At 38.2% G+C, this 26,043-nt stretch carries 17 protein-coding genes and 1 pseudogene; all 18 read left to right on the forward strand.

The features are described from left to right. The first annotated feature begins 39 nt into the window (after positions 1-39). Positions 40-1,044, forward strand: coding sequence for a hypothetical protein (locus tag FZ952_RS03815; RefSeq protein ID WP_148880672.1), 1,005 nt, complete (start codon positions 40-42; stop codon positions 1,042-1,044). A gap of 42 nt (positions 1,045-1,086) precedes the next feature. Then, a complete protein-coding gene (locus FZ952_RS03820) occupies positions 1,087-1,920 on the forward strand; it encodes a hypothetical protein (protein WP_148880673.1) in 834 nt (277 codons plus the stop codon). 119 nt (positions 1,921-2,039) lie between these two features. Beyond that, positions 2,040-2,309, forward strand: a complete 270-nt coding sequence (locus tag FZ952_RS03825) for a hypothetical protein (RefSeq protein WP_148880674.1) — start codon at positions 2,040-2,042, stop codon at positions 2,307-2,309. A 418-nt stretch (positions 2,310-2,727) separates the two neighbouring features. After that, positions 2,728-3,060: a hypothetical protein gene (locus tag FZ952_RS03830; RefSeq protein WP_106386574.1), complete on the forward strand. Its 333-nt coding sequence runs from the start codon at positions 2,728-2,730 to the stop codon at positions 3,058-3,060. After that, entirely contained in the window at positions 3,053-3,403 is a 351-nt protein-coding gene (locus FZ952_RS03835) for a hypothetical protein (protein WP_106386576.1), read from the forward strand. The genes FZ952_RS03830 and FZ952_RS03835 overlap by 8 nt, the downstream gene beginning before the upstream one ends. Beyond that, entirely contained in the window at positions 3,400-4,191 is a 792-nt protein-coding gene (locus tag FZ952_RS03840) for a DNA/RNA non-specific endonuclease (protein ID WP_106386577.1), read from the forward strand. The genes FZ952_RS03835 and FZ952_RS03840 overlap by 4 nt, the downstream gene beginning before the upstream one ends. 10 nt (positions 4,192-4,201) lie before the next feature. Then, a complete protein-coding gene (locus tag FZ952_RS03845; protein ID WP_148880675.1) occupies positions 4,202-4,657 on the forward strand; it encodes a hypothetical protein in 456 nt (151 codons plus the stop codon). A 10-nt stretch (positions 4,658-4,667) separates the two neighbouring features. Continuing rightward, positions 4,668-4,949: pseudogene (locus tag FZ952_RS03850) on the forward strand (hypothetical protein); the annotation flags it as partial. Positions 4,950-4,988: 39 nt separating this feature from the next. After that, positions 4,989-7,355, forward strand: a complete 2,367-nt coding sequence (gene mobP2 / locus FZ952_RS03855) for a MobP2 family relaxase (protein WP_106386619.1) — start codon at positions 4,989-4,991, stop codon at positions 7,353-7,355. Between the two features lie 129 nt (positions 7,356-7,484). Then, a complete protein-coding gene (locus FZ952_RS03860; protein ID WP_106386581.1) occupies positions 7,485-7,742 on the forward strand; it encodes a hypothetical protein in 258 nt (85 codons plus the stop codon). An 18-nt stretch (positions 7,743-7,760) separates the two neighbouring features. Further along, on the forward strand, positions 7,761-14,174 hold the full coding sequence (locus FZ952_RS03865; RefSeq protein ID WP_148880676.1) for a PBECR4 domain-containing protein: 6,414 nt from the start codon (positions 7,761-7,763) through the stop codon (positions 14,172-14,174). Positions 14,175-14,346: 172 nt separating this feature from the next. Next, on the forward strand, positions 14,347-16,095 hold the full coding sequence (locus FZ952_RS03870; RefSeq protein ID WP_148880677.1) for a type IA DNA topoisomerase: 1,749 nt from the start codon (positions 14,347-14,349) through the stop codon (positions 16,093-16,095). A 1-nt stretch (position 16,096) separates the two neighbouring features. Further along, on the forward strand, positions 16,097-17,929 hold the full coding sequence (locus FZ952_RS03875) for an AAA family ATPase (RefSeq protein WP_148880706.1): 1,833 nt from the start codon (positions 16,097-16,099) through the stop codon (positions 17,927-17,929). Positions 17,930-18,019: 90 nt separating this feature from the next. Beyond that, the gene (locus FZ952_RS03880) at positions 18,020-18,367 is read left to right on the forward strand and encodes a TrbC/VirB2 family protein (protein ID WP_148880678.1); all 348 of its coding nucleotides are present in this window, start codon (positions 18,020-18,022) and stop codon (positions 18,365-18,367) included. A 10-nt stretch (positions 18,368-18,377) separates the two neighbouring features. Continuing rightward, positions 18,378-19,463, forward strand: a complete 1,086-nt coding sequence (locus tag FZ952_RS03885) for a hypothetical protein (protein WP_148880679.1) — start codon at positions 18,378-18,380, stop codon at positions 19,461-19,463. Between the two features lie 15 nt (positions 19,464-19,478). Beyond that, positions 19,479-20,246 (forward strand): LPXTG cell wall anchor domain-containing protein, encoded by a 768-nt coding sequence (locus FZ952_RS03890; RefSeq protein ID WP_148880680.1) that lies wholly within the window; start codon positions 19,479-19,481, stop codon positions 20,244-20,246. A gap of 92 nt (positions 20,247-20,338) precedes the next feature. Continuing rightward, the gene (locus FZ952_RS03895; RefSeq protein WP_148880681.1) at positions 20,339-23,383 is read left to right on the forward strand and encodes an SspB-related isopeptide-forming adhesin; all 3,045 of its coding nucleotides are present in this window, start codon (positions 20,339-20,341) and stop codon (positions 23,381-23,383) included. A 97-nt stretch (positions 23,384-23,480) separates the two neighbouring features. Beyond that, positions 23,481-26,018: an SEC10/PgrA surface exclusion domain-containing protein gene (locus FZ952_RS03900; protein ID WP_148880682.1), complete on the forward strand. Its 2,538-nt coding sequence runs from the start codon at positions 23,481-23,483 to the stop codon at positions 26,016-26,018. The last annotated feature ends 25 nt before the right edge of the window (positions 26,019-26,043 follow it).

A 26,043-nucleotide genomic window follows, 5' to 3' on the forward strand; every position in this document is an offset into this window, starting at 1 on the left:
TAACACTTATTACCTCAAATCAGAAAGGATGTGTCACTTATGATAGATACAATTAAACGATGGATTGAAAGAGTGAAGTCTAGTTCAATCGCTAAACCATTTATAGTAACTAAGAAATGGTTTCAAGAAAATGTGATTAAACGAAAGTTAGTTATTTTCTCCATACTGTTTACGGCTTGGATCAGTTTATTGTTGGGAGCTATCTACTCCCCACAAAGACAAACTTATACGGATGATCAACTAAAAACAAAGAGAACATTTGAGAACGGCACAGGTGAAATCAGGCTCTCTAGTCAAACATATTCTCCTGAAACAGGGATTATTGTTCTCCAGTTTGAAACGAAAGATTCCACCTCCCCAGTTGATCGTGGGATTGATACCAAACGTCTCAAATGGAACCTTTATGCTAAAAAGAAAACAGATCAAACCACAATGGAAATTGTCCCTATCGTAGACAATAAAATCTCTGTCATTATTCGCAACGTGCCTAAGGATTTTGGTGCCTATGCGATTGATATTACGAACAAGACGGTTTCTACTAGCTCAATTGATATTGATGTTTCCAGTCCTTCAGATGATCAAGAGAAGCCATCTAAAACAAAAGATAAGGGAGATGATAATGTTGTTCAATTCTATGTGACGACTCAAAACAGTCAGCTTAAGAAGGGAAAAATAAGGACGGTTTCTCGTGAGGAATTTGCCTTATCAGAAATCACAGAAGAGAGATCTTTCCAAGAGAGTCAGATTAAAAAATTAAATAATTCTATTAAGCAATTAAAAACATCTATTGAGGATGATGAAGCACGAAAAGCTGGTTTACTTAAAGAAGCAGAATATCTCTCAGGTGATGATTTGGAATCTAATCAAAAGGACATTGCAACGATTGAAAGCAACATTGAAACTAAGAATAGGTCTATTGGCACAGCGACTCAAAATATTGAAAAAGTTCAGGCTAAAATTGCTAGTCTAGAGAAAAAAGAAGCAGCTGTCAAAGATGGTACATTTGAATTTTCAAGTCCGATAGAGACTGTAGAGATGAAATAACAAAATGCGGAAGTAAAGAGCTAAATTGAAAGGAAAAAAATCATGAAAAATTACACTCAAAAATGGAAAGAACTAAATAAGAATGGAATCAAATTATCATTGATTTGTGTCTTGAATTGGCTTATAAAATTCTTGTTTAAGGGACAATTTTATCTTTTCTCAGCTGTCTTTTTAGGATTGCTGACCTATTACATGCCACAAGATATTCAATCTTTTACGGTGAAAGTTTTAGAATTGATAGTTATGTTTAAAATAACAACAGATGTTATCCATACGCTTCTCTCAAAAGAAGTTAAACGGATGAAAAAACCTCTTTTGTTAGGAGTGATGTACTTATTCTTTCTAGCTGGTAATGTCTATATTAAGAAACATGCTTTGACAGAATTTTTGGTCAATCGTCTCTTTACGTTTTGGCTCATTAGTCTTGTTTTGGCAACTCTGGTAATTCTCATCCAACCGAGATTATTTAAGGTCTATCTCTTCAAAAATGTGCTCAATAAAACTTATTTAGGAATCCGAAAAACAACAGATGAGCTACCTCCAGAGTGCAATTTTTACACAGATGCGGATGAAAAAGATACGGACAAACGGATGAAAATGATGAACCAGCATGTGATCAAAAAACCGTATCAGGGAGTTGTCGAATTAAGTTTTCTAAATAGAGAAGAAGTATTTACAGGTATCAGTTATAAAGCAGTGCCATTTGAAGAAAAGGAACGGGCTTTTATAGATGTAGACACGATTTATTATCCTGTTTTTAGGGTTTATCCATTTGGAATAATAGGAGATTTTGATCATCCATTAATTGAATTCAAACTTAGTCGAAGAGATGCTTTTACAAAAAACGGTGAAGGTTTACTGAAGAAAGATTTTTAAAATATGATGCTCCCTAATATTAGATTGGGGAGTTTTTATTTTACTCATGACTTGTCCTCTTAATGCAGAGAATTTGATTATCCCTTATACTAAATTTATCAAATAAAGGAGGCTATTATATGGCTAAGAAAAATCTCAATAAAATTGATTTGGAACTGGAAGAAGCAAAGAAAAAAGTTGCTTCTTTGGAAAATGAACGGAAGCTTGCAGAAGAAAATCTTCAACAACAAATTGGCAAATTTTACGTTCAGCTTCAATTGAAAAAAGATAAAAATCAGTCTTATGAAACGATTCTAGATGATCTCAAAACAGAGCTAGCGATCATCAAGGAAGAGGAAAAATCAAAACGTGAGGCAGTCAAAAAAGAACGTGAGAATGTAGAACAGTGATGTTAAATAGGCTTCAATTTTCAGCTGAATAAACACCTAATTGAGACACGCAACAGGGTGTGTGTCTGTGTGGCTTAGTTGTGTGTTTAGATGTGGGAAGCGGCGTATATGCACTGACACTTAGTGTGTTTAAGTATGCTATATATGTGTGTGTTTAGTAGGCGTAGCCGAGAGAATTGGGGACAAAGGAAACGTTGATACTATCAACTCCCAGCGGTACGATGGGACAGTTTCCCTTATGCTCTTTTCATGGGCTAGAACACATTAAGTGGGCTAGGTCTTGAAAAACCGCAAAAGTAGAAAATTTATTTTCGTAACGTTGCGAGGTTGAGGTTTTCTTTTTTGCTTCTTTTAGCTTTTGCCTCGTCAAAAGAAAAAAGAAGGGCGCTGTTTTTTTGAAAGGAGATAATCATTTTTTATGGCAACGAAAAGAACAGAGTTGAAAATACGTGGCTTAACTGAAAAAGAAATTGATTATTTAAAAGCTCAATCCAAGAGAACGAAATCGAAATCATTTAATGATTTTTTAGTTCGTGTCTTGCGTGAAAAGATTGAAAAGGATCAATTTAATTTTGCTGAAGCGAACTATCTTGCTCATTTAGAAAATATGAAATTAACGTCCGATCATGTTTTACGATTAACGCAAAAACAGACAGAAATTTTATCGGACTTTGAAACGAAAATGGGTCGGTATGCTGATCACATTTCACGATGGTTGGAATACGAAGGTGAGGTAGAAAGGGATGACTAAGGAAATTAGATTACGCAAAGTTCCTGATGAACTATTTGTGCAATTAGAGATGATGTCTGAAAAATTTCAGTATCCTAATCTTGCTGATTTTTTGATGTCTCAGTTGTATCGTATTGTCGAAAATGATGGTCTTGATTTATATGATAATAAATTTGCAGCGACGTTGTCAGATATTAAAGAACAACAAGCTCAGATTTTGGATCAACTTCTCAAAAATGAAATTAAGTTATTAGCCTATCATGCAAAACAAGATATTGTGGAAGAGTTAACGACAGACTGGTTACAATTTATGGATGATGTTGATGCGCTGGCTGCTGAAAGAAGAGCAGGAGGTCGTTCATGAAGAAGAATAAATTTCTCCTAGTCAGTATTTTATTTCTTGCAATTTTTTTAGTGCAGCCACAAAATTTTCAAACCTTGAAAAGTGCATTTACTCAAAATGATTTGCCCAGTCAGTTGAACATCTCGAATTCATCTGAAGAAAAAAATGGTGACTTAGGAAATAGTCATCAGACACAAAATGAGGAACTAAAATCAAAAGTATTTGATGGCCAACATCAAGTCATAGTCATTAATGAGAAAGCGCAATTTACGACAGATGAATTGAGCTTGAAAAATGGTTCATGGGAAAAATATAGTAACCTTGATCTTTTGAATCGTGTTGGGGTTGCTGAAGCAATGTTGGGTAAAGATTTAATGCCAAAAAGTGAACGTGAAGATATTTCATCTGTCAAACCGACTGGCTGGAAAAATAAAAAAATCATGTTTAATGGTAAACAAGATTTTTTGTATAATCGTTCTCACTTGATTGGTTTTCAATTAAGTGGTGAGAATGCAAATGTGAAAAATCTATTTACAGGTACACGTGCACTTAATGCTAACTTTAAAGATGAAAAATCATCAATGGTGTACTATGAAAATTTAGTCGCAGGTTATATTAAGAAAACAAATCATCACGTCCGTTATCGAGTAACACCTATTTTTAAAAACGTAGAATTAGTTGCTCGTGGTATTCGTCTAGAAGCACAAAGTGTAGAAGATGATACTGTATCTTTTGATGTTTATATTTTTAACATTCAACCAGGATATGAGATTCATTATTTAACAGGGAGTTCAAAAAAATCACAGTAAAGGAGAAATAATGGCAACTAGAATTAATATCTATTTTAACGAAGAAACCCTACAAAAGTTTTCTGAAATCAAAGCCTATTTGTTAGAAGATGTAGGGGAGAGTTTGGAACGTCCAGGTCAAAAACAGTCGGCGACTGTTGTTAAGTTGATTGATGTTTTTTATAAACTTTTTTTATCAACTGAAGATAAACAGAATTTTTCTGAGAGGTTATCTCGGCTGGAAAAAAATTTGGCCAACTCGGATGATGGACGGACTTTAAAATCTATTCGTCGTCAAATGGATCAGCTGCTCTATTTAGAGTTAACTAATTTTCATGCTATCACAAAAGGTAGTGATTTTGATATTCAAGATTTAGAGTCTGTTCATTCTCGTTTTGATCCAGATCAACATGAATTGATGGCCAGAATTGATGACATTATTAAGGAAGATGTGGCACGTGGTCAAACGATTAAGAATTCGCATTGAGGATATTCAAATGACTGATATTGTTGATATATATTTAGAAACAGGAGACTTTCATGAAGCAGTGAAGCAATCAGGGTTACCTACTCATATTGCTCACTTGAAATTAATAAAGAGTGGCTGCTTGAAAATCCAAGATAAAATTCAGTACGGTTCTCGGACAGCTAAACTGGGAGGAATGGCAGAAGAACTCTTTCAAAAATATGTTCCAGAAGCCACAGATGCTAATAAATATTTCAAGAAAAATAATCCTGTCTATGATTTTTGGTTTGATGGTTTGACGATTGATGTTAAGGAAAGATGGGCTATTTTGATTAGGAGAGGAGCATAAGTGATGAATGTATCGTCTAGTCCTAATATTACATTTATGCTGCAATACACAGAGGCTAATAGTCAATATGTGGATTATACAAATCGTGATGAAGCTGTCAAAATTGACGAAGAACTGTCCTTGGAAACGAACAGGCAAATGATTGAAGGATTGACTGAAGACGAGATGACTCGTATTCAGAAAGCTGTCCCTGAAACTCAGTTGGATTTTAGGGAATACATTGATTATATGAACCGTTCCTATGCAACCGAAAAACAATCTGAAGAATTAACCGCCGTCTTTACTCAGGAAGCAGACTATCTCCAAAAACGTCGATTAAACGATCTCAAAAATAAGTTGGAATCAGCTTATCAAAATGGTTCTCTTCTTTGGCAGGGTGTTATTTCGTTTGATAATACTTTCCTTGCTGAGCAGGGATTATATGATGTTGCGACTGGTCAAGTGGATCAAAAAGCAATTAAGGCTGCTATGCGTGACATGATGCCAACCCTAATTCAGAAAGAAGGTCTTTCAGATTCTGCGTTTTGGTGGGGAAATATCCATCTCAATACAGACAATGTCCATATTCACTTTGGTTTATCCGAAGTAGAATCTAACCGTGAAAAAATATTCTATCGGCCCCGTGGACGGATGGAGTATAAGGGAAACTTTTCTCAAAAAACAATTAATCGCTTCAAAAGCGGTGTGTATCATGGTTTGCTAAAAGAGGAAACACGATCAAACCTTCTTAGAAAAGAACAGATTCTAGCTAATCTCAAAGCAGATTTAATGACCTCTGTTTACCAAGAAGAAAAGATTACTTCTTCAGCTGAAAAAAATTTTTTGGAACAAGCCTACAATCACTTACCCCTTAATAAAAAGTGGCGCTATGGATCAAATGCTAGGGATTTTGCGGTTAGTAAGTTTTTTCTTGATCGCTATTTGGATTCCTACTTAAGCAATGAAGGTAGTGCTGCCTATCAAGAATTTCTCAAAGAGACTAGAGAATTTCTATTGGCTTATGAAGGCGTCTATTCAGCTGAAAAAAATCAGGTCTATGAAAAACTACGCAAAGTTGATGGCCAAACCATCAGAACGCTGGCAGAATCAAAAGGGTATGATCTAGAGCATCATTTGGCACGTCGTATTATGGATCTAAGAGAACGATTGGCCAATAATATCTTACGATCGTTTAAAGAGGCTGCTCCACAAATACAGGACGTTCAGCTGGAAAAAAATTTGGAGAATTTTTCTGTTTTGAACCAGAAGAAAATTTTAGATCAACTTCCTGAAGCAAGTGTTGTAAAAAGTTTAGAAGCTTGGCAAAAATTGGGTTATTCTGTTAAAACTGGAAAACAGCCAATTAGTATTATCAAGCCTATTTATGAAGCTTATGATAAGCATGGTAAAGGGATAGGACGGCCAGAATTTGTACCAGATACTGTTTATGATATTAGTCAGCTAACAGAAAATATTCAGCTGAAAAGTTTAACCTTGAAAGACCTCTCTCTATTTTCTTCTAGTGAGTTGAAAGAGTTAGTAGATGCTGCTAAGTCAAAATCAACACTTTCTGAAAAAGAACGTCGTGAATTAGGGACTTTCCGCTACGCTTTAAAACTCAGTATGCTAGAGGCTAGTCAGAAAGAATTGCAAGTACGTCAAAAGCTTCTGGAACAGATACAACCTTTAGCCTCTGATCAGCCATTTGTGGATTTTAAAAAGCAGTCCTTAACGCAAGAATTGAAATCGATTGAACTACAATTGACTCCTAATTTTAAGCTTTCAGAAGATGATAAAGCCTTGAAAGAGCGCTTAAAAACTCAATTTGAAGATAGTGTTGCGCTTCCTGTTTCAAAGGCTACTCCTAGAGCTATACAACTTCCTATTAGGCAGCTTAGGGCTGAGTTGGGATTGGCTGCCCAGATTCAAGATGATAATATTTTAACGCTTCTAAAAGGTAGGCCAACGACAAAGCGTGACTACGTTGAAGAGCTTCAGACCCATATTTCTATTTTTCAGTTGAAATACCAGATCAACAATAGAAATCAGCAGATGAGTCAGTTATCGGATGAAGCCGCCATAAAAGAGATGAGAGTGGCTAATGCTAAGGGATTCTCTGAGTTGAAACGTTTATATAAGAAACTGCAATCAACAGATGATAGTCAAAGTCAGATTGCTCAAACAGTTTCTAAGCAATTACAAGAGCGTAAAGTGATCAAAAAAGCACAGTTGCAACAGTCTCAAGGACCTGTAAAGTTGAATACGGACTTTATGCGTCAATTGTCTTCCTCCCTGAATGGTTCTCAGCTGGCAAATAAAAAAGCACTTATGGAACGTGCTAGAAGTGATGAACGTGAAGAACAAGAAGAACGCAGGCAAGCCCAGCGTTAATAAGTCATTGATGGATTATCAATGGCTTTTTTTGTTTAAAAATCTCCTATGATTTGTCCCCTTAACGCAAGAATTGCCATTATCTCTTAGACTAGAAGTAACTGTAGATACAGGAAGGAGGTGGTGATAATGCTACAATTTCCAAGCGTTTATGAAGAAGAATTTGACTTTGAGGCTGACTGGTTGGTTAAAGCAATTGATGATACTCAAAAACGAATTCTTTTTGCTGGTCAAGGCAAAAATGGGGATTTGGAGTTGGAATTGGACTACCAAAATAATCCAGAAGAATTTGAGCATTTTTCAGTAGGTGATCTAGTTTCATTGCCAAGAGAACTGTTTATTGTGCCTGAAACGACACTGTATCAGCCAAAATATGAGTGTTTCTAGTGAATGAAAGGAGTTTTTATGGTAGAAGAACACACACAACAGCCTACGCCACGTGGAAAAGGACGTCGAGAGAGAGTAGAATATGCTCGGTCTCGTGATATTTTAGACGTTGCTAGTGAGCTGAACATGGAATTGGTACGTTCAGGACGAGATTACCGCTGGAAAGAACATGATTCTATGGTTATTTCACCTGATAAAAATATGTGGAACTGGTTTTCACGACACCAAGGCGGCGATGTCATCTCACTTGTTGAAACGATGAAAGAGGTGAATTTTAATCAGGCGATTGATTACTTAAATGATGGCAGTTTTAAGGAATATACAGCTGTTGAGAGAGTACAAGAGCCGTTTTCCTACTATCTTGAGCCTTATGAACAGCCATTTGAGGCAGCTAGAACCTATCTAAAAGAACAACGTGGTTTATCAGATGAAACGATTGATTTCTTTATTGATAAAGGAGTGCTTGCCCAGGCTAATGCTAAAGTAAATGGTAGTATTGAACCTGTTGTTGTCTTTAAATCTTTTGATTTCTCAGGTGAGATTGTAGGGGCGACTTTACAAGGAATTGAGGAGAACTGGGAAAAGTGGCCAGAACGTGGTTATGCTAAGAATATTGTCCGAAATTCAGATGGTATTACTGGTTTGCATGTGGATATTGGCCAGCCTAATCGTCTTATCTTTGCGGAAAGTGCTATTGATTTAATGTCTTACTATGAATTACATAAAGACACTCTTCAAGATGTACGCCTAATATCAATGGATGGGGTGAAAGAAGCGGTTATTGGTAGGCATTTAGCACAACTACAATCAGAACTCTCTGGTCGCCCTCTGCGATGGAGTTATGATCAATTAGCTGAAGGCTTACAGACAGCTATTGATAATAATTTCTTTACAGATGGAAAACATGCAGACTGGATTACTCTTGCAGTAGACAATGATGAAGCAGGTAGAACTTTTATTGACTCCTTGAGAGAAAAGGGGGCTACTATTAACGAGGATTTACCTGATTTACAACCAGGACAAGATAAAACAGACTGGAACGATGCCTTAAAAAATCCTCCAGTTGATAATAGTCGTCTTGGCCAAGCAAAGCGTAAGTTAGAACGCCTCAATAATGAATTTATGGATGCTACCGATGCGGTTTACAGCCATTCTGCAATGGCAAATGGCCAACCGATGAATGATAAACGCAACGGTGCTGCCTTCTTTAAACGACAAGAACAACTGGAAAATAAGGTCTTTAATAAGTTAGATGAGATTAAAAAACAAGAAGAACGAGTTGAAAGATTAGAGCAACAACAGCGCTTTAAAGAAGAAGGATTAAACCGTAAAGGGAATGGTTTAGATATGAGTGTTCAAAACATTCCTAGAATCCATGAAGAACTTGAGAAGGCTGAACGAGGGGAAAGTCATTATACTAAGGAAACCATTAAACGTTATCGAGAAGAACTGAAGCGTCTGGAAGGTATATCTGAACAGATGTCTTCTGTGACAATCCAACCGAGCACCCAATCTTTAATTGATGATGGCAGTGTCAATCAGTGGGCTAAACAACCTAATCTTTACTTTGTAAAAAGTCTTAGACGAGTAGCGGTGGAACTCACTGAAGAAGGAACGTTTGTTCCATCTACTAAGTATCGTCCTAGAACCGACGAAGAAAAAGCGGTTCTTGATAACTTGTTAAATAAACAAAATGATGTGGATCTTCCAGGGATTTCTTCAGTCGAACCAGAACAAAAAGAGGAATCAATCCCAGGACAAACAGAAGGTGAACAAGGGGTTTTGTTTGAAAACCTTGCTGATGTTACTCCATCTTCAGATCATGCAATGGAACCAGAACTACAAGTTGTTTTTGATTTCTCGGAGAATCCAAAATTATCTAAACAGTATTCTTCAGGAGAGGTTATTCCTTATAATGACTTCATAGCCAAACTCTATGAAGAGAATGACTGGCAGCTTATCATTCCAGATTCAGGGTATGATAAGACTTATTTTGCTTTGCAAGATGAGTCAGGAAATTCTTTAATATCGTCTATTCGTTATGATATTGGTAGTGAACGTGAAGATCTTTCTGAACAATTGAATCAGGATTTGCCTGCACCTTATTTGGAGTTAGCTCAAAAAGCAGATCACGACTATCGTGCTCAAGTATCTTATGATACTTTTAAAGCTAATCAAGAAAGATTATCTGAAGCGGTTCAAAGTCAAATTCAAGCTGGAGCTTTGCGGATTACACTTTCAGATGAAGCCTATTTCTATACCTTGGTCAACTATACTGGATGGAGTCATCCGATGCAGCAGTTGAAACCAAAAGCACTTGAGAATTTGAAAGAATATCGGACTTTCTTTGAGTCTATCAATGATACTAATATTGATCGTTTTAAAGAAAAAGGTACACCTGAACAAAATCAGATGTACGATATTTTGAAGAGTATTCAAAAAGAATTAGGTCGTTCAAATACTTCTACAGTATTTTCAGCAGAAGTCGCTGTCAGTGCCTATAATCTCAATCGTCAGTTAGATAGCTTGACAGCTGAAAACTGGGGTAAGAGCATCGTGGATCCACTTGGAGCCTTGGGCCGTGATACATGGAATATTATCAGTTATCCAGCTAATGAGATTGTGACTGGGAATGTTGATTATTATTACCAGCTAGTCCCATACCACTTATTAGACTATCTTAACGGTAAAACTGGAACGGTCGAAATATCTCCAGAAACCTATGACCATATTCTCCAGCAGTTGAGAAATGAAGAGGTTATTATTACTCCTGAAGCGGCTGAAGAAGTCGCTGTGTCATCAGAACAGACCATTTCTTCAGATGAAGAAACAGAAAAGCCTCTTGAGGTTCATCAAGGGCAGGATGTTTCAGAGCAACAAAAAAACGAGAGGATGTATCAACGCAAGGGTTATTTACAGCCCGAAGCTGAAGGTAGCACCTCACCCGTACTTGAAACAAGTACCTTTGAACGCTCTGTTACCAGTCGTCCTACTGTATCCTCTCAGTATCTAAATTTTAGCATAAAAGATGGCTTTAAGTCAAGAAAAACAAAGTATGAAAAGTCTATTGACGCTTATAATTTGGGCAAATTAAATAGAAGAGGGGTAGATATTCAAGAAGCGGCTCAATTCTATTTAAACGAGTTGGCAAATAGTACCGTCCATTACTTTACATCAGATGGTAGTTTAGTACAGGTAAACTTTTTAGAAGAGAATTTTCTGCATCTAACTGGTCTAAAAATTATTGGTGATGCTGCAACACCTGAGAAAGTATTGCATGATTTTGCTAATGGTGGGGAACTTAGTTATGATGATATTCGTTTAAAAAATACAGAATCTCCATTTGATAAAATTAAAGTTCTTCCTGATTTAGAGACTGTTTTACAGACAGATTCATTTTATTTTGATGATCTACAAGATATTCCTAGATATCAAAGACGTTTTGATAGTCTAATCAAGTCAGACGATAGTGATTTGATGCTTTTATTCCGTATGAATACCGAGGATGGAACAGTTCCTGTGTCGGTATTTAAAGCAAGACAAGTTTTGAAGGTAGAGCTACAAGAAGCTAGAAAAAATGAAATTTTAGGTATTTTTCGAGAGAGAGGTGGCTTGATAGAACAGATTGACATAAATAAAAACTATGTAAAAGACGACGGTGAGGAGATGCTTTCTATTTTAAAGAATAAACAATATGAAGAATCTCGTGATATAGATGATCGATCAATGAATGTTTCCTCTTATAGCTTCAATCATCAAGACTATTCAGATATTGATAGTTTGTTGGCAGCTGGTTCTGCTTATGTACAAACTACAGAAGGTCAAGAATGGCTGGCTAGAGATCCAGAGTATCATCAAGAATTATTAGATATTTTTGAATCCGCAACTGCCACCCCTAAACAAAAATTAGAGGTGATGAGTGAGTTTGGTAACATTCAGGTTAATGGGTATGATATTGTTGCTGGCTTAGGTTATTCTGAAGCGTTGAGTGATGATGCACTATTTCTTGATCAGAACGTCATATCCGAAATTACTGAACAAGAATTTAGTCCAGAAAAAGCACTCCCAACAGATACTTTTTCAGCTGAACTTTTCACTAAAGTATTAGATTCTGCATATAATGTAGGAGATCCTAGAAAGTTAGGTTTACAAGTTCCTGAAGAATCTAAGGGAGCTTGGGAACGTTACTATGAACTTTCTGATAGTCATGAAGGAAACTTTAGCGCTGTGGTAGATGCTGCTGACCAGTTGGGTCTCGTTGATAAAAATTCTAATTTCTATCAAGAATGGAATCAGGATCGAATTTTTAGTGAAACCTACCATGTACGTCTCCAGTGGTCAGAAACGTGGCCAGATGGTCCTCAGATTCCGTTTAAAGAAACAGAGCTTGTAGACTACCAAATATTTGCTGAAACGCTGTATAAGGAAAATAAGGCCTTCTATGAGCGTCATCATGGCAGTATGGCAGAGGTAAACGCAACAGGGAATCAAGAAGCTTACATTCCATTCACTAAGGTAAAATTTGATGTCTATGCTCCTGGGGGAACACTAATTAAATCAGATGTTCGCTATGATATTGGTGATGAAATAGAACCTATTTCACGTTTGCTTGGGTTAGGTTACCGTCGTTTAGAAGGACAACCAGAATTGGCTGCCATCGATGAGATGGTTCTTTCTCAGCTGGAAAATCAAGAAGTTAACCAAGATATTGCAACTGAAGCCAATGAACAGACAGCAGTTTCACAAGAAATACCAGAAAGTATCTCAAGTGAAGATTTTCAGTCTCCTAAACAAGGCATAAGAACAGGATTAGCTCAACGAGTCGAAGAAATCATAGCTGAAGATGCTACTAAGATTTTAGTTGCTTCCATTCCTCAAGTTCAAGAGAATTTATCAGTGGAAGGTGATTTAATTGGAACCCCTCAAGCAGATGGCCAGATGCTTTACACCAACCAAGAAAATTTTGGCCGTGATTATCGATTAGAATTAGCTGTGCATAGCCCAGTAAAAATTGATCAATTATCGGATATTCAAGCCCCTTGGACGTTAGAACTTATCCAGGGAGAACAAAAACTTGGTTATTTAGCTTATGGTGGAGATTGGGGAAATGATTTTCAAGTTAAGAAGGAGCTAGAGAAACTAGCTTCACAAATTGGAACTGGAAACTCCCCTGAAGGGCTTTATAAGCAAGAAGAAATAGATGCCTTTTTAACTAACAATGGAGGACAAGAACCTAGTCAGCGGATTCAGGAAAATATCTCTTCAGCGGAACTATTTGATTATAAGTCAGCCTCAGCTTATGAAATTAGTGAAAGAGCCTTCCAGAAAATTCGTGAGTATACACAATCCCCTGAAGACTTAATGGAGTACGTGGAATTTATGAGTAAGTTCCCTCAACTATCTCCTCGTAACGTAGCTTTGATCCAGGAACAATGGAGAGGTGCAAATGCAGTCGCTACTTATGATCAGTGGCAATCGATGGGAGAAGCACTTGGAATTAAACCAGAGGACGTTATCCAAACAAAAGCAACGTACGTTAACAAGAGAACTGGTGAAACTAAGGAAGTAGTTCATCGAGGTTTATCTGTTAAAACAGGCGAAAAGTCTCAGATCACATTGTTTAGACCGTTGATGGTTCGGATGATTCCTGTCATAGATGAGAATGGAAATCACGTCAAAAATGATAAAGGGAATCCAAAATATAAAAAGTTTTCAGATGCAACGCCACAGGAAAAGGAATTGGTGAAAGCAGGCAAGCTCCCTGTTCGTCAATTCCAGGAGAGAAATCCTAAAACTGGCCAACCAAGGTTTACAACTTACAAGGTTTTTGAGTTGTCACAAACCACTTTAAAACCAGAAAGCTATCCAAAAGCGATGCCAAACCGTCATTATAACTTTGATGTTGATAAGGTAAAAACGAAAGAGGTGCTGGAAGGTCTTTGTGATTATGCTGAAAGCATTGGCGTTTCTATTATGAAAGATGAAGCTCATGTGCTAGGAAATGCCAAAGGTGCCTTTTTCCCAGGAGAACAGTTAATCCTTATTAATCCAGATAATACGCCTGGAGAAAAAATCGCTACAACTATTCATGAACTAGCTCACGCAACCCTTCATAATCCTAGCCTATCAGATCAGTATAAAGAGCTTCCAAAAGTCCAAAAAGAGCTTGAATCTGAAATGACTAGTCATTTACTGTCAAAACATTTTGGATTAGATACATCTGAAAAGGCTATTGATTATATGGCTAAGTGGACAGATAATTTACAAGGATTAGATGATAAACAATTAGCTGACTCTTTGAAACGAATCCATAAAACAGTTTCTAAGATGCACAAGCAAATTGATCATCACACAAAACCTTATCAATTAGGAAAAAGTCGAGGACAGACACCAAATTTTCCTAAAGCCCCGACAAAAGGGCCAAGTCGTTAAGACAGAAGGTATTCTCAATTGAGAGTACCTTTTTTGTGTGCAAAAAGTGATATAAAAAGTTATATAACAAATAGTATCAAGACTGTTTTAATTATACGGCTTTGTCCCCTTAATGCAGAAATCTTCATTATCTCTTAAACTGAAACTATTAATAACAAAGGAGAAGAGCTATATGGTAACAGTCATTCTAGCTGAAAAAGAAACACAAGCTGCTGCTTATGCGGAAAGTTTGGGAACAGCTAGTAAAAAAGGAAAAGTTCATATTATCAAACATACCCCATATTTTTCAGATGAGGTTCATGTGATTGCTGCTGAAGGGCATTTATTTGAGTATGGCTTACCAAAGGATAATTGGGATTTGGATAAATTGCCTTTGGTCGATGTATCGTTTAAACAAACACTAAAGCAAGACAAAGTTTCCAAAGATACCTTTAAACAGATTTATCAGGAAGTGATGGCAGCTGATCAGGTGATTATTGGTACGGATTCTGATAGAGAAGGTGAGCGTATTGCTTACTCAATTTTATCCCACATTCCTGAAGGAAAAAGTAAGGTAACTAAGCGTCTTTGGGTTAATTCGGTTACTACTCGATCACTTCAAAAAGCATTTCAGACACTTAGGGAACCGATGGAAACCTATAACTACTATTTAGAAGCTGAAGCACGTGCACAATCAGATTGGTTAGTAGGAATGAATTTATCTCCTCTAGCAACTCTGGCCTTACAAAATAAAGGACGACTTCCCAGAGGAAAAGGTAATAGCTTATCTGTTGGTCGTGTGCAAACTCCAGCGGTTCGTTTAATTTGTGAAAATGATTTAGCTATCCAGAATTTTAGGCCTCAAACGTACTGGAAATTACAGCTAGAAGATAAAGAAACAGGAGTGACATTTTCCAATAAGGAAAAGTATTCAGATAGTGATGTGGTTCTGGCCACTTCACGACAATTAAGTCCTACCTCGATGGTTTCTTCAGTTGAAATGACAGAGCATCAGAGGGCAGCACCTGAGTTATTTAATCTATCGGATATTCAAGGGCTTGCGGCTAAATGGTGGGGCTTTGAACCTTTCAAAACAGAAAGGATAGTAGAAAGCCTTTATTTGAAAAAATACTTGTCCTATCCTCGGACAGATACTCGATTTATTACAGAAGAGGAATTTGATTATCTTAAGACGTACATCAAAAGTTATCAAGATGCTATTAGTTGCCATTTTGAGCCAGTTCATTTAGAGCCAAGGGAAAAATACGTTAATCCTGAAAAAGTGGCTAAAACAAGTCACTACGCCCTTATTCCTACAGAAAATATACCTAACCTAGAGACTTTAAAACCAGATGAACGGCTAATTTATGAAGCTATTGTTCGCAGAACACTTTTGATGTTTGCGGCTGATTGTCGCTATAATACCACAACTGTTGAAGTAGAAAATAAAGGCTTGATTTTTAAGGCAGCAGGTAGACAGATGATCGATTTTGGTTGGGTCTCCTTCAGTAAGCAAAAATTAAAAGGTGATGTTACACTACCACATTATCGTGTAGGAGATCAATTGGAAACAAAAACGTTGATTCTTGAAGGTGTTACAAAACCACCTAAGAGGATTACTGAGTCTCAATTGATCAGTGAGATTTTACCAAAGTATGGTTTGGGAACACAGGCAACGAGGGCAGCGATGCTAAAAACGATTCAAGACCGTGGCTATATCACTAAGAATAAGAAGTCTGGTCAACTATTTCCAACTGATAAGGCTTATCTCTTAACTCATTACCTTTATGACAATGAGTTTGCCAGTCCTGAAACAACGGGTGGTTGGGAGCTATTCCTTTCTCAGATTGGAGAGGGAGAAATTAATCCACGGGAGTTTGTCGATGCTATCAAAGAAAAGCTAACAGAACAGATTGCAGCTGCTAAAGGAAGGAGTGATTGACGTGGAAGATGAATTGAAGACCCCTTATCTCGATAAATACACGGATAATTTATCAACCAAGGTTGCTAAGCAAGCAGCTGATTATCAAGTCTATGGACGAGACAAGGAAGTTCAAGCTGTCATCATCTCTCTTCTCAGACGAACTAAAAATAATCCTATTTTAGTAGGAGAAGCAGGAGTTGGTAAAACAGCCATTGTGGAAGGTTTAACGCTTGCTATTATGCGTGGCCAAGTTCCTGAACCTTTAAAAGGTTTAACGGTTCGTTCCCTGGAGCTGTCCAGCTTGATGAGTGAAGATGATGGCGGCTTTATTGCTAAGTTTAAAAAAATCATCGAAGAGATGGTTGCCACACGTGGTCATAATCTTCTCTTTGTCGATGAATTTCATACCATCGTTGGGGCAGGTAGTCAAGACGGCCAAGCACTTGATGCAGGAAATGTGATAAAGCCCGTTTTGGCTCGTGGGGATATTCAGCTGATTGGGGCAACTACCCTAGATGAGTTTCATGATTACATCGAAACTGATCGAGCTCTAGAGCGTCGGATGCAGCCTGTTATGGTAGAGGAACCAACTATTCCACAAGCCATCACAATTATTGGACAAGCTAAAAGAATTTATGAATCCTTTCACGGAGTCGAAATTTCTTCAGAAGCGATTCAACAAGCGATTCGTTTATCCGTTCGCTATATGACAGATCGTTTCTTACCAGATAAGGCCTTTGACTTAATAGATGAAGCCGCAACTATTGCTTCAGCTGGAGGAAAAAGCAAGGTGACAGAAGAAGACATTGCTCAAGTCTTAAAAAATAAAACAGGAATTCCTGTCACAACAATTCTAAAAGGCGATCAGGAACGGTTAGAAGGCTTCAAGGAAAAACTAATGGCACGTGTTAAAGGTCAAGAAGATGCGATTGAGGCCATCGTCGATGCGGTCACCATTGCTCAAGCTGGCTTGCAAGATGAAAACAAGCCTATCTCTTCTTTTCTCTTTCTTGGCCCAACTGGGGTTGGAAAGACTGAGTTATCCAAGGCTGTCGCAGAAGCACTTTTTGACGACGAAAATGCCATGATTCGTTTTGATATGTCAGAGTTCAAACAGAAAGAAGATGTGGTCAAGTTAATCGGTAATCGTGCGACAAGAACAAAAGGGCAATTGACGGAAGGTGTGAAACAGAAACCTTACTGTGTCTTGTTGCTAGATGAAATTGAAAAGGCACACAATGAGGTGATGGATCTCTTCTTGCAGGTTCTGGATGATGGTCGCTTAACGGATAGTTCTGGGCGTTTGATTAGTTTTAAAAATACAATTGTGATGATGACCACTAACATTGGGGCTGAAAAAATCATTAATAAATGGGAACTCAAAGGTAATTTTCGCAATCTCACTGATCGTGATTGGCAACAATTTGAGAAGTCGATGGGAAGTGAGCTTCAAAATGAGTTCAGGCCAGAGTTTCTCAATCGGATCGAAAATAAAATCATCTTTAATCTTTTAGAACGTAATGTGATTGAAGAAATCGCAGAAAAAAATCTGTCTGAGATTGCAGATAGAATGAATCGACAAAATTTAACACTTTCATACGAGCCTAGTTTGATCCAGTATCTGTCTGATGTTGGTACTGACGTTAAGAATGGTGCACGTCCTTTAGAACGTTTGATGAAGCGAAAAGTATTAGCGCCTATCTCAGCTAGAAGCTTGACGTTAGATAAAAGCAAGCAAACTTATAACGTTCATTTATGGGTTGAGGGAGAGGCACCAGATAGTCAACATCGAAAAGATTTGAGACAAATTCAGCTGGATATTGAGGGAGAAAAAGATACATTATTCAGCTGAAAAAATTTTTCCTATGACTTGTCCGCTTAATGCAGAGAATTTGATTATCCCTTACACTAATAATGTCAATAAAATATGAGGAGGATTTCTATGAAAAACAAATTGACAAAAACGTTAAATGAAGTGAGATCTAAAGGCAAGTGCTATTTGCTTAGTCTCTCACTCTTTCTGTCAGGACTTCTGACGAACACTGTCTATGCGGATGATCCCTTTGCCAAGACACAAAATTTGGCTCAACAAGGAATTACCAAAGTTCAAGGAATTGGGATTGTTACCTTAGGAGCCGCCGTTGTTATTACAGGTCTCATCTATGGTTTTGGTGGTCGTGAAGTAAAAGCTGCGATTAAAAAACACTGGGTAGCTATTGCGGTATCCATTATTGCGGTTTCTGCTGGTCCAAGTATCGTTGAATGGTTCTATAGCTTTGTAAAAGGATAAGGTGGTTAATATGGCATTTATCCCTTTTAAAAAAAGTAATAAATGTTTGGTGACTGATGATCTTTTTTTAGAGATAACTTGGGAAGAAGGAAAATCTCCAGATGATGATAGTGAGCTTCTTGGTATTATTGAAGGGCTAGACCAACAGTATTTTGATATTTTTGAGCAGTCAATTGAAGAGTCGCTTCCTTATATGACCTTTCTTCAAGCAGAACTGCTCTTCCAAGTTTTACAAGAGGCTTATGGTCAAATGCAGCTGAAAAGAGTTGCGATTTGTCACCTGGAAGGAAAAGAAGCGGTGTCAGAAGGAGAAGTTTTTGCCAGTCCATTCATCATTGATCAAAGGTATCAGAATTTACTGTTACCATTAATTCAAGCCATCATGACAGGGACAGATTTTCAATCCTATACCTATCACGAAAAACGAGAGTATTTTGTGAATCAAATTTATCCCGCTTACAAAAAGAGTTTGGGAATTCAAGAATCGGCACTACCGCTTTTCCCAGAAGAAGGAGAGCAAGTCTCAAATGTCTTGCCACAACAGAAGCTGGTTTCAAGCAATTCTGTATCTATACCATCACCTGTAGAACACAAATTTCCAAAAGAACCCTCCCTAAAAAAGGTCTATATACTCATGGGATTTCTTGTAACATTAGCTGTCGGGGGGATGATTTTATCTGTTATTTCGCATGCGCAACTGTCCAAACAGAAGGAACAAGTAATCTATCTCTATCAAGAACTGAAAAATACCCAGAACTTAGCAGATAAGGAACATCAAATAGATGTCTTCAGTCGTCATTTCTTACCTAATTATTATTCTGGTAAAAAGGAAAACTTAACAGACTTCCTTTCAGATGGAGATGCCAAATATACCGTTCCAAAAGAAGGAACCTTGCAGTCAGTGATTCTTGAGAAACTAACCTATGATTCAAAAACAAAAGAATATACGGTGACCTATGTCCTATCTGTAAAAGAAGGAGAGAAGGCTTCCAGTATTCGATTGAGTTTTTCAGTTGAGACTTCTAAGTCTTCTAAATATGGCTATGTCATCACGACAGAACCCAAAGCATCTGAATACATCAAAATTAAAAAGTAGAAAAGGAAACGTATCATGACTAAAAAACAATTACTCGCACTATTAACGGTGTCCGCTCTTGCGCTATCTAAAGCTGGGTTTATCTCCGCTGATGAAGTGGCACCTGTTGATCCAAGCGCACCATCTACAGAAGTGGTAGTACCGCCAACGGATAGTACCCCTCCAGCCACAGATACTGGTTCTTCTGATACTGGGACAACGAAACCAACAGTTCCAGTAGATCCATCCACACCAAGCACACCGACAGAACCCTCTAAACCAGTTGAACCTGAGAAGCCAACAGAGCCTTCTCAACCAACGGATCCAGTAGTTCCTACAGATCCGAGTCAACCGTCTAATCCAACAGAACCAAGCAAACCAGCTGAGGAGCCGTCTAAACCAAGTACACCGGAACAGCCAAAGGAAGAACCGAAAACTCCTGAACAACCGACAGCCCCATCAGCTGAGAAAAAAGATGAACATACGGAACCAACGACTCCACCTGCAATTACTGTGCCAGATGTTTCACCTGAGAAACCGATTGTAACAGAACAAGGACAAGAAATTGTTGGAACTCAGGACAGTCAAGTTATCGTCCGTACATCTGACGGAACAACCCAATACGTTGCTCCAGAAGCTATTGGGGCTAAGAAAAACAGTGATGGTACTGTTACCGTCAAAACCAAGGAAGGTAAAATGGAGACACTTCCCTCAACAGGTGAAAAGGCAAGTATCTTCATGTCCATTCTCGGTATTGGACTATTGGCGAGTCTCGCCTTTTGGAAAAAGAAACAAACTAACTAATAACTTACAAGTAGTTTAATTCTTTCAGATAAGAAGCAGATTTTTAGAACTGCTTTAGTACATTTATTTTATAAAAAAGGAGAAAAATAATAATGCAAACAAAAGAAATTTTTTCAATTCGTAAATTTAAAACAGGTACTCACTCGGCTCGCATTGCTAAGCTAGGAATTGCTTTAGCTGCAACTGCGGTATTAGGTGCTGCTGGTGTGGTTAGCGCAGATGAAACCAGTGCAGCTACTGAACCAAAGACAGTTGCGACCGAACAACCACTGGATGTAACAGTGGATAACTCTAAAGCCGAACAAGCAGCCCAAGACGCAAAATCTGCTGGTGTGAATGTGGTCAAAGACCCAGCTAAAGATTTGGGTACAGCGACATCTGCGGAAGAAGTGGCTCAAAAGCAAGCACAAGCTCAACAGGAACAGGCAGAACAAGCCAAAACGATTTCTGAAACAAAAGACCAATTTGTCAAGGAAAAAGAAGCTGTCAAGACTGAAAATGCAGCTCGGGACATTCGCAATGAAGAACTTAAAAAGGCGGCAGATGAAGCTAAGATTGCTGCAGAAAAAGCCAATAAAGATGCTAAATCTGCTCAAGATAAGGTGAAGTCAGAGTTTCCAGATGCCAAAATCAAAGAGTCTACAGTTGAGACAAAGGTGTCAGATAAGACATCTGTTCAAGCTTATAAGGATTACCAAAAGCAAGTAGAAGCTGCTCAAACTGAAAATAAAAAAGCTGTAGATACTTACGTTGAAGAAAAACGTAAGGAAGATAAGGCAATCGCAGATGCCAAAGCCTACAATGAGGCTGTCCGTAAGCGAAATAAAGACGGTCAAGCAGCGGTGGATGCTGAAAACGAGAAGATTAAGAAAGCAAATGAGGAAGCTGCTCTTTGGAACAAAAAAGAAGATGAGCGGGTTGCGAAGGAAAAAGCACAAGCAGAGCAAAATAAAACGAAAGATGGTTATTTGAGTAAAACGGCATTACAAACATTGTCTTTTTCTAGTGAACCTAATGCAAAAATTACATCTTTCAAAACGACTTCTTCTCAATCTTGGACGAAGGCTGAGAAAGATGCAGCTTGGAATACTTATAAAAATTGGCTCGTTCAGAATGGTCACCAACCTGCAAATCTTCCAGATAGTTTTGCAAGTTTATTAAGTTCTAATGGCTATGGAGCAATGCTTTCTGAGGGGGATAAAGTTGAAGTTACTTATGAAAACTTAACAAATTCCTATAGTAATGGGGTCAAGATTCACAAGGTTAAATATGTGTTTACTTTGAAACATTCTTCAACCGGAAAAGCAATGCTTGTTCCAGCTAAAGATCCAACTGTAACAGCTCATTATTGGGATAATTGGGGTTCTGCAACATTCAATCTAGATGTTACTTATTATGATGAAAAAGGAAATGAAGTCAATCCAAATGGTTTAGTTTCATTTGCTTCCCTTAATAGAAGTAACGGTAGTAAAGATCCGTCAACTGGATTGAATATTCCAAAAGATCGTGAATTTGTTGGTAGTTTTAATGGTGAAATGATTCCCATTGTAGGAAGTTCTATTTCTAAACAGGCAGATGGGACTTGGTCTTCAACGAATGGAAATAATTACAAATGGGATGAGTCCAAATATGAAGCGAGTGACTGGGATGTAGATGGTAGTCCTTTGGAATACTATGGTGCTGTTGCAGGTCAAGCGAAGGGGCATATTAATTTTGATTTTGGCTCAGAAAATCGAGGCTATATATGGTTTGCGTTTAATTCAAAAGTAAAGGCTTATACAGTTACTTCACAAAAATACAAAGAACCAGCCCCACTCAAAACGTTTACGCCTGAAAAGGAAAAAGCTGTTCCAACTCCAAAAGCAGAGTTGAACTTGTTGAAAGTCACACCACCAACTGACCCAACATTTGAACCACATTTGAAGGATCCTAAAACTCCAACAGTTCATTACAATGACTACAAGTTGAAGGTAAAACCGACAGTTACTCCTGAAAAACATAATCATGACAAAGAGGGGAATGTGATTGACGGAGCAAGGATGCTTCCGGGTTCTATTAACTACTACACTTCTAAATGGCACAAGGCGCCATATAAAGGAGTAAATGTCGCTGGTGAAACTGTGAAGAAACTCCATGCCTTTATTGAAGATTATGATGAAGACAAAGTAGAGCCAATCTTTAAGGACTTCACTGTTACAGATGCGGAAGGTAAGAAAGTATCTGGCTTGAAGATGTACCATGTCTTGTCAGGAACTAAATTGAGTGAGGAACTTCAAAAAGCTGTTGAAGCTTCTGGTATCAAACCAAAAGGTTCTTATATCATGTGGGTGGCAGAAGATGCAGTAGCTCATGCGGCAGCTTACAACCAAGCAGGTAAAGATATTTACTTCCATACACCAATGAAGAACAAAACGTTTGTTGGTGAATATAAGAACCAAGTCGCTCAAATTGATTATAATAATGGCTATTGGTCTAATGTTGTAGTCAACCATATTCCTAAGTTGGAAAACAAGAAAGATGTGGTGAAAGCTGTTGGAGATACTGAAAGTCTGAACGGGAAAGAAATTAAGCTTGGTCAAACGTTCTGGTATCTGTTAGATGGAGCTAAAGTTTCAGCTAATCGAGGAGAAGCACTCTTTGAATACAAGACAGTAGATGATTACGATCAACGTGGAGATGAATTTACTGGCAATGTTCAAGTGTTAGCGGCAACTGATATTGTCTTGAAAGATGGAACGATTATTAAGAAAGGCACAAATCTGACTCAATATACTACTCTTACTCATGATAAGAAGAATGGTATTGTGACGATTGATTTCAAAGCTGATTTCTTAGCTACGGTTTCAAACAAATCAGAATTTGATGCAGATGCTTATTTGGAAATGAAGCGGATTGCATCAGGAACCTTTGAGAATACTCAAAAGCAATATATCAATGGTGTGGAAGTTGTATCCAATACAGTTAAGACTACAACTCCAGAGCCAGAGAAACCAAAAACACCAGAAAAACCACACGAACCAGTGCGGAAGTTACCACAGACTGGTGAAAAAGCAAGTGCTGGTCTATTGGTGGCAGGAGTTGCAATTCTTAGCATGCTCGGATTAGGCAAGTTCAAACGCAAAGAAGAAGTTAAATAAAGCAAACAATGGAAGACTGAAATGCAGGGGAACTGCTAGTCTTCCTCTTTTGCAATTTTTAAAGTTATATAACTGATAAAATAAATAGGAGTTTATAATGAAAAAATTAACAAGTGTAATTGCTGCTGGAGTTGTTGGTGTAACTGTACTTGGTGCAGTGGATGTAAAGGCGGATGAAGTCAAGGAGATGGTTGATTCTTCTAAAGCGTCTACCACAGAACAGGTTAAACAAACTGTTCCAACTCAAGCAGATGTAGATGCCGCTCAAGCAAAGCTAGAAGCTGCTAAGGGTCAGGTTAAAGCTCAGGAACAAGTTACTAATGCAGCTCAAACAGCTGCCCAACAAGCAGAAGCTGCGAAAGAAACAGCCGCTGCACGGGAAACCAAAGCCGCTGAAATTGCGAAAGAGGCAACACCTGAAACTATTTCCAAGGCTGAAAAAGAGGTGACCGCAAAATCTGCTGCAGAAAAAGATGCAGAACAGTCCTTATCAGCTGCTCAGGAAGAACAAGCCAAAGTAGACCAAGCTGTTGAAGCACAAAAGGCTGTGGTTACACAAGCCCAAAAGACTGTAGAAGCCAAACAAGCAGATGTGACTAAGGCTGAAAAAGATGTCGCAGAAAAGCAAGCGCTTCTCGATGGAACAGGAGCTGCGAAAGTGATTCAAGCGGCTGATGAAGCTAAGGCAAATTTAGCACAAAAAGAAACCGCTAAGCAAACAGCTGATCAAAACCTTGCTTCTGCTAAACAAGCAGATGCAAGCCGTCAAGCCAAGGTGAATCAAGCTCGTACTGATAAGGTTACTAAGGAAGCAGCCTTTAAGGCAGCCGATAAAGATTTGAAAGAAAAAACCGCTGTAGCAACAGAGACTGCTAAGGACTTAGCTCAAAAAGAAGAGGCTCTTACGAAGGCGAAAGAAGCGGTTCAATACATGAATCAACTAACCGTTAGTGATGAATATGTGGCAGCTTTGAAAGAATACTATCGGAATTATGGTACCTGGTCAAAAGAAACCCTAGCAGCCAAGACAGAAAATTTGGCACGGTTAAGTAAAGAGTTGGGGCAAAAGAACAGATATATTGCTCTTCCAGCAGATAAGGCTTCTGAGAAGTATGAGACGAATCATCTTCCAGAAGAAATCCGAGAAAATTTATCTCTCTTTGCGGCAGACTTGCTTAATCAGCTTCATGAACGCTTTGGCACATCTAAGGTAGTTGTTTCTAAAGATGTTGTGAAGATCATCAATGAACACACGTCCACTTCTGCTAAGAATGGTGTCAAAGGTCATGATACAGAGAACTTGAAGCGAGTGATTGCCAAATATGGCTTGGGAGACAATGAAGAAGAAAATATTGCTTTACAAAGTCGTTTTCCAGAAAAGGCAACCTTGGCTGAATTGAAACACTTAGTCTACAATGCCTTGACAAATTTCTTGTTTAGCACAGTAGATGGGACTTTCTACGGAGAGAATTTGGAATGGGGACATGCAGGAAGTATTGCAGGTTTGAATATCTTTGAAGGTCGAGAACCAAAAGTACAGTATTTGGGCGTTTCTACGTCTTACAAAGATGATCTTTGGGGCATTACCAATTTCTTGTATGTGAAAGAGGATGCTGCTTTACAAGCAAATCCTAAGTTTGATAAAACGGTTCTGGCAAATCCCTATGATAGTAAAAAAATAATTGACAATTTGAACCAAGCTCAAATGGCAACCAATGTTGCCAAACAAGCTAATAGTGTTGCTCAAGGGGCTCAATCGACAGCCCAGGAGCTTTACAATCAAGCACAGGCTGATTTAACCCAAGCTACTGAAGCACTTGCACAGGCTGAAGCAGTGGCAGTACAAACTCCAGCCGCTCAACAAGCACAAGCAAAAGCACAAGAAGAGTTGAAGGCAGCCCAAGATACAAATGAGAAAGCGCAAGCCAACCTTGCAGCTTTAAATGCAGATGTGACTGCTAAGAAAACCGCTTTGGCAGCTGCTAAGGCAACTCTTGGAAATAAGCAAGCCGCTTTATCTACTGCTCAAACAGCCTTAAAAGTCGAGCAAACAACCTTGGCTAAAAAGCAAACTCAAGCTACAGCAGCTAAAAATAAGGTTGCTAGTCAAGTACAAGAGCTAAGCACTGCAAAACAAGCTTTAACTCAAGCTAAAGAACGCGTAGAGGTTCTGAAAAATGCTCCAGCTAACTTGAAAGCGGCTCAAAAGGCTTTAGCAGTAGCCCAAGAAACGCTGAAAGAGAAGAAAGCGATTCTTGAGGTGGAGATGAAGAAACTAGAGATGTTGAAGGCAGAAGAAAAAGAAGCTGCTGATCAACATGCTCAAGTGATGAAAGCCTATCAAGATTATCTAGAAGCGCAGCGTCAAGCTAAGATTGCGGCTGAAAAAGCAGCTATTGAGAAGGCAGGAAAAACAGCTCTTCCAGTTTTTGATGCAAGCGGGCAAATCGTAGGCTATACAGAAGCTAAAGCTTCATCACAAGAGCCATTAGCTTATGGAAAAACCAATCATCAGCCTGTACAAGTTAAACGTTTGCCACAAACGGGAGAGGCAGGAAGTCTCTTAGGAATTATGGGCGGTTTTGTCCTTTCAGGACTTGGTCTTGTAGGACTTCGTAAACGTAAGGAAGAATGATTGCGACCATTCTTGGTTTCAAAAA

The sequence above is a fragment of the Streptococcus sp. Marseille-P7376 genome (assembly GCF_902460385.1).
In the GTDB taxonomy this organism is placed as follows: Bacteria; Bacillota; Bacilli; order Lactobacillales; family Streptococcaceae; genus Streptococcus; species Streptococcus sinensis.

Excerpts from the sequence above, each read along its gene's own strand:
- FZ952_RS03880 (WP_148880678.1), top strand. The coding sequence starts at position 18,020 with ATGAAAAACAAATTGACAAAAACGTTAAATGAAGTGAGATCTAAAGGC.
- FZ952_RS03865 (WP_148880676.1), top strand. The coding sequence starts at position 7,761 with ATGGTAGAAGAACACACACAACAGCCTACGCCACGTGGAAAAGGACGT.
- FZ952_RS03825 (WP_148880674.1), top strand. The coding sequence starts at position 2,040 with ATGGCTAAGAAAAATCTCAATAAAATTGATTTGGAACTGGAAGAAGCA.
- FZ952_RS03845 (WP_148880675.1), top strand. The coding sequence starts at position 4,202 with ATGGCAACTAGAATTAATATCTATTTTAACGAAGAAACCCTACAAAAG.
- mobP2 (WP_106386619.1), top strand. The coding sequence starts at position 4,989 with ATGAATGTATCGTCTAGTCCTAATATTACATTTATGCTGCAATACACA.
- FZ952_RS03860 (WP_106386581.1), top strand. The coding sequence starts at position 7,485 with ATGCTACAATTTCCAAGCGTTTATGAAGAAGAATTTGACTTTGAGGCT.
- FZ952_RS03900 (WP_148880682.1), top strand. The coding sequence starts at position 23,481 with ATGAAAAAATTAACAAGTGTAATTGCTGCTGGAGTTGTTGGTGTAACT.
- FZ952_RS03815 (WP_148880672.1), top strand. The coding sequence starts at position 40 with ATGATAGATACAATTAAACGATGGATTGAAAGAGTGAAGTCTAGTTCA.
- FZ952_RS03835 (WP_106386576.1), top strand. The coding sequence starts at position 3,053 with ATGACTAAGGAAATTAGATTACGCAAAGTTCCTGATGAACTATTTGTG.
- FZ952_RS03870 (WP_148880677.1), top strand. The coding sequence starts at position 14,347 with ATGGTAACAGTCATTCTAGCTGAAAAAGAAACACAAGCTGCTGCTTAT.
- FZ952_RS03890 (WP_148880680.1), top strand. The coding sequence starts at position 19,479 with ATGACTAAAAAACAATTACTCGCACTATTAACGGTGTCCGCTCTTGCG.
- FZ952_RS03885 (WP_148880679.1), top strand. The coding sequence starts at position 18,378 with ATGGCATTTATCCCTTTTAAAAAAAGTAATAAATGTTTGGTGACTGAT.
- FZ952_RS03830 (WP_106386574.1), top strand. The coding sequence starts at position 2,728 with ATGGCAACGAAAAGAACAGAGTTGAAAATACGTGGCTTAACTGAAAAA.
- FZ952_RS03840 (WP_106386577.1), top strand. The coding sequence starts at position 3,400 with ATGAAGAAGAATAAATTTCTCCTAGTCAGTATTTTATTTCTTGCAATT.
- FZ952_RS03820 (WP_148880673.1), top strand. The coding sequence starts at position 1,087 with ATGAAAAATTACACTCAAAAATGGAAAGAACTAAATAAGAATGGAATC.
- FZ952_RS03895 (WP_148880681.1), top strand. The coding sequence starts at position 20,339 with ATGCAAACAAAAGAAATTTTTTCAATTCGTAAATTTAAAACAGGTACT.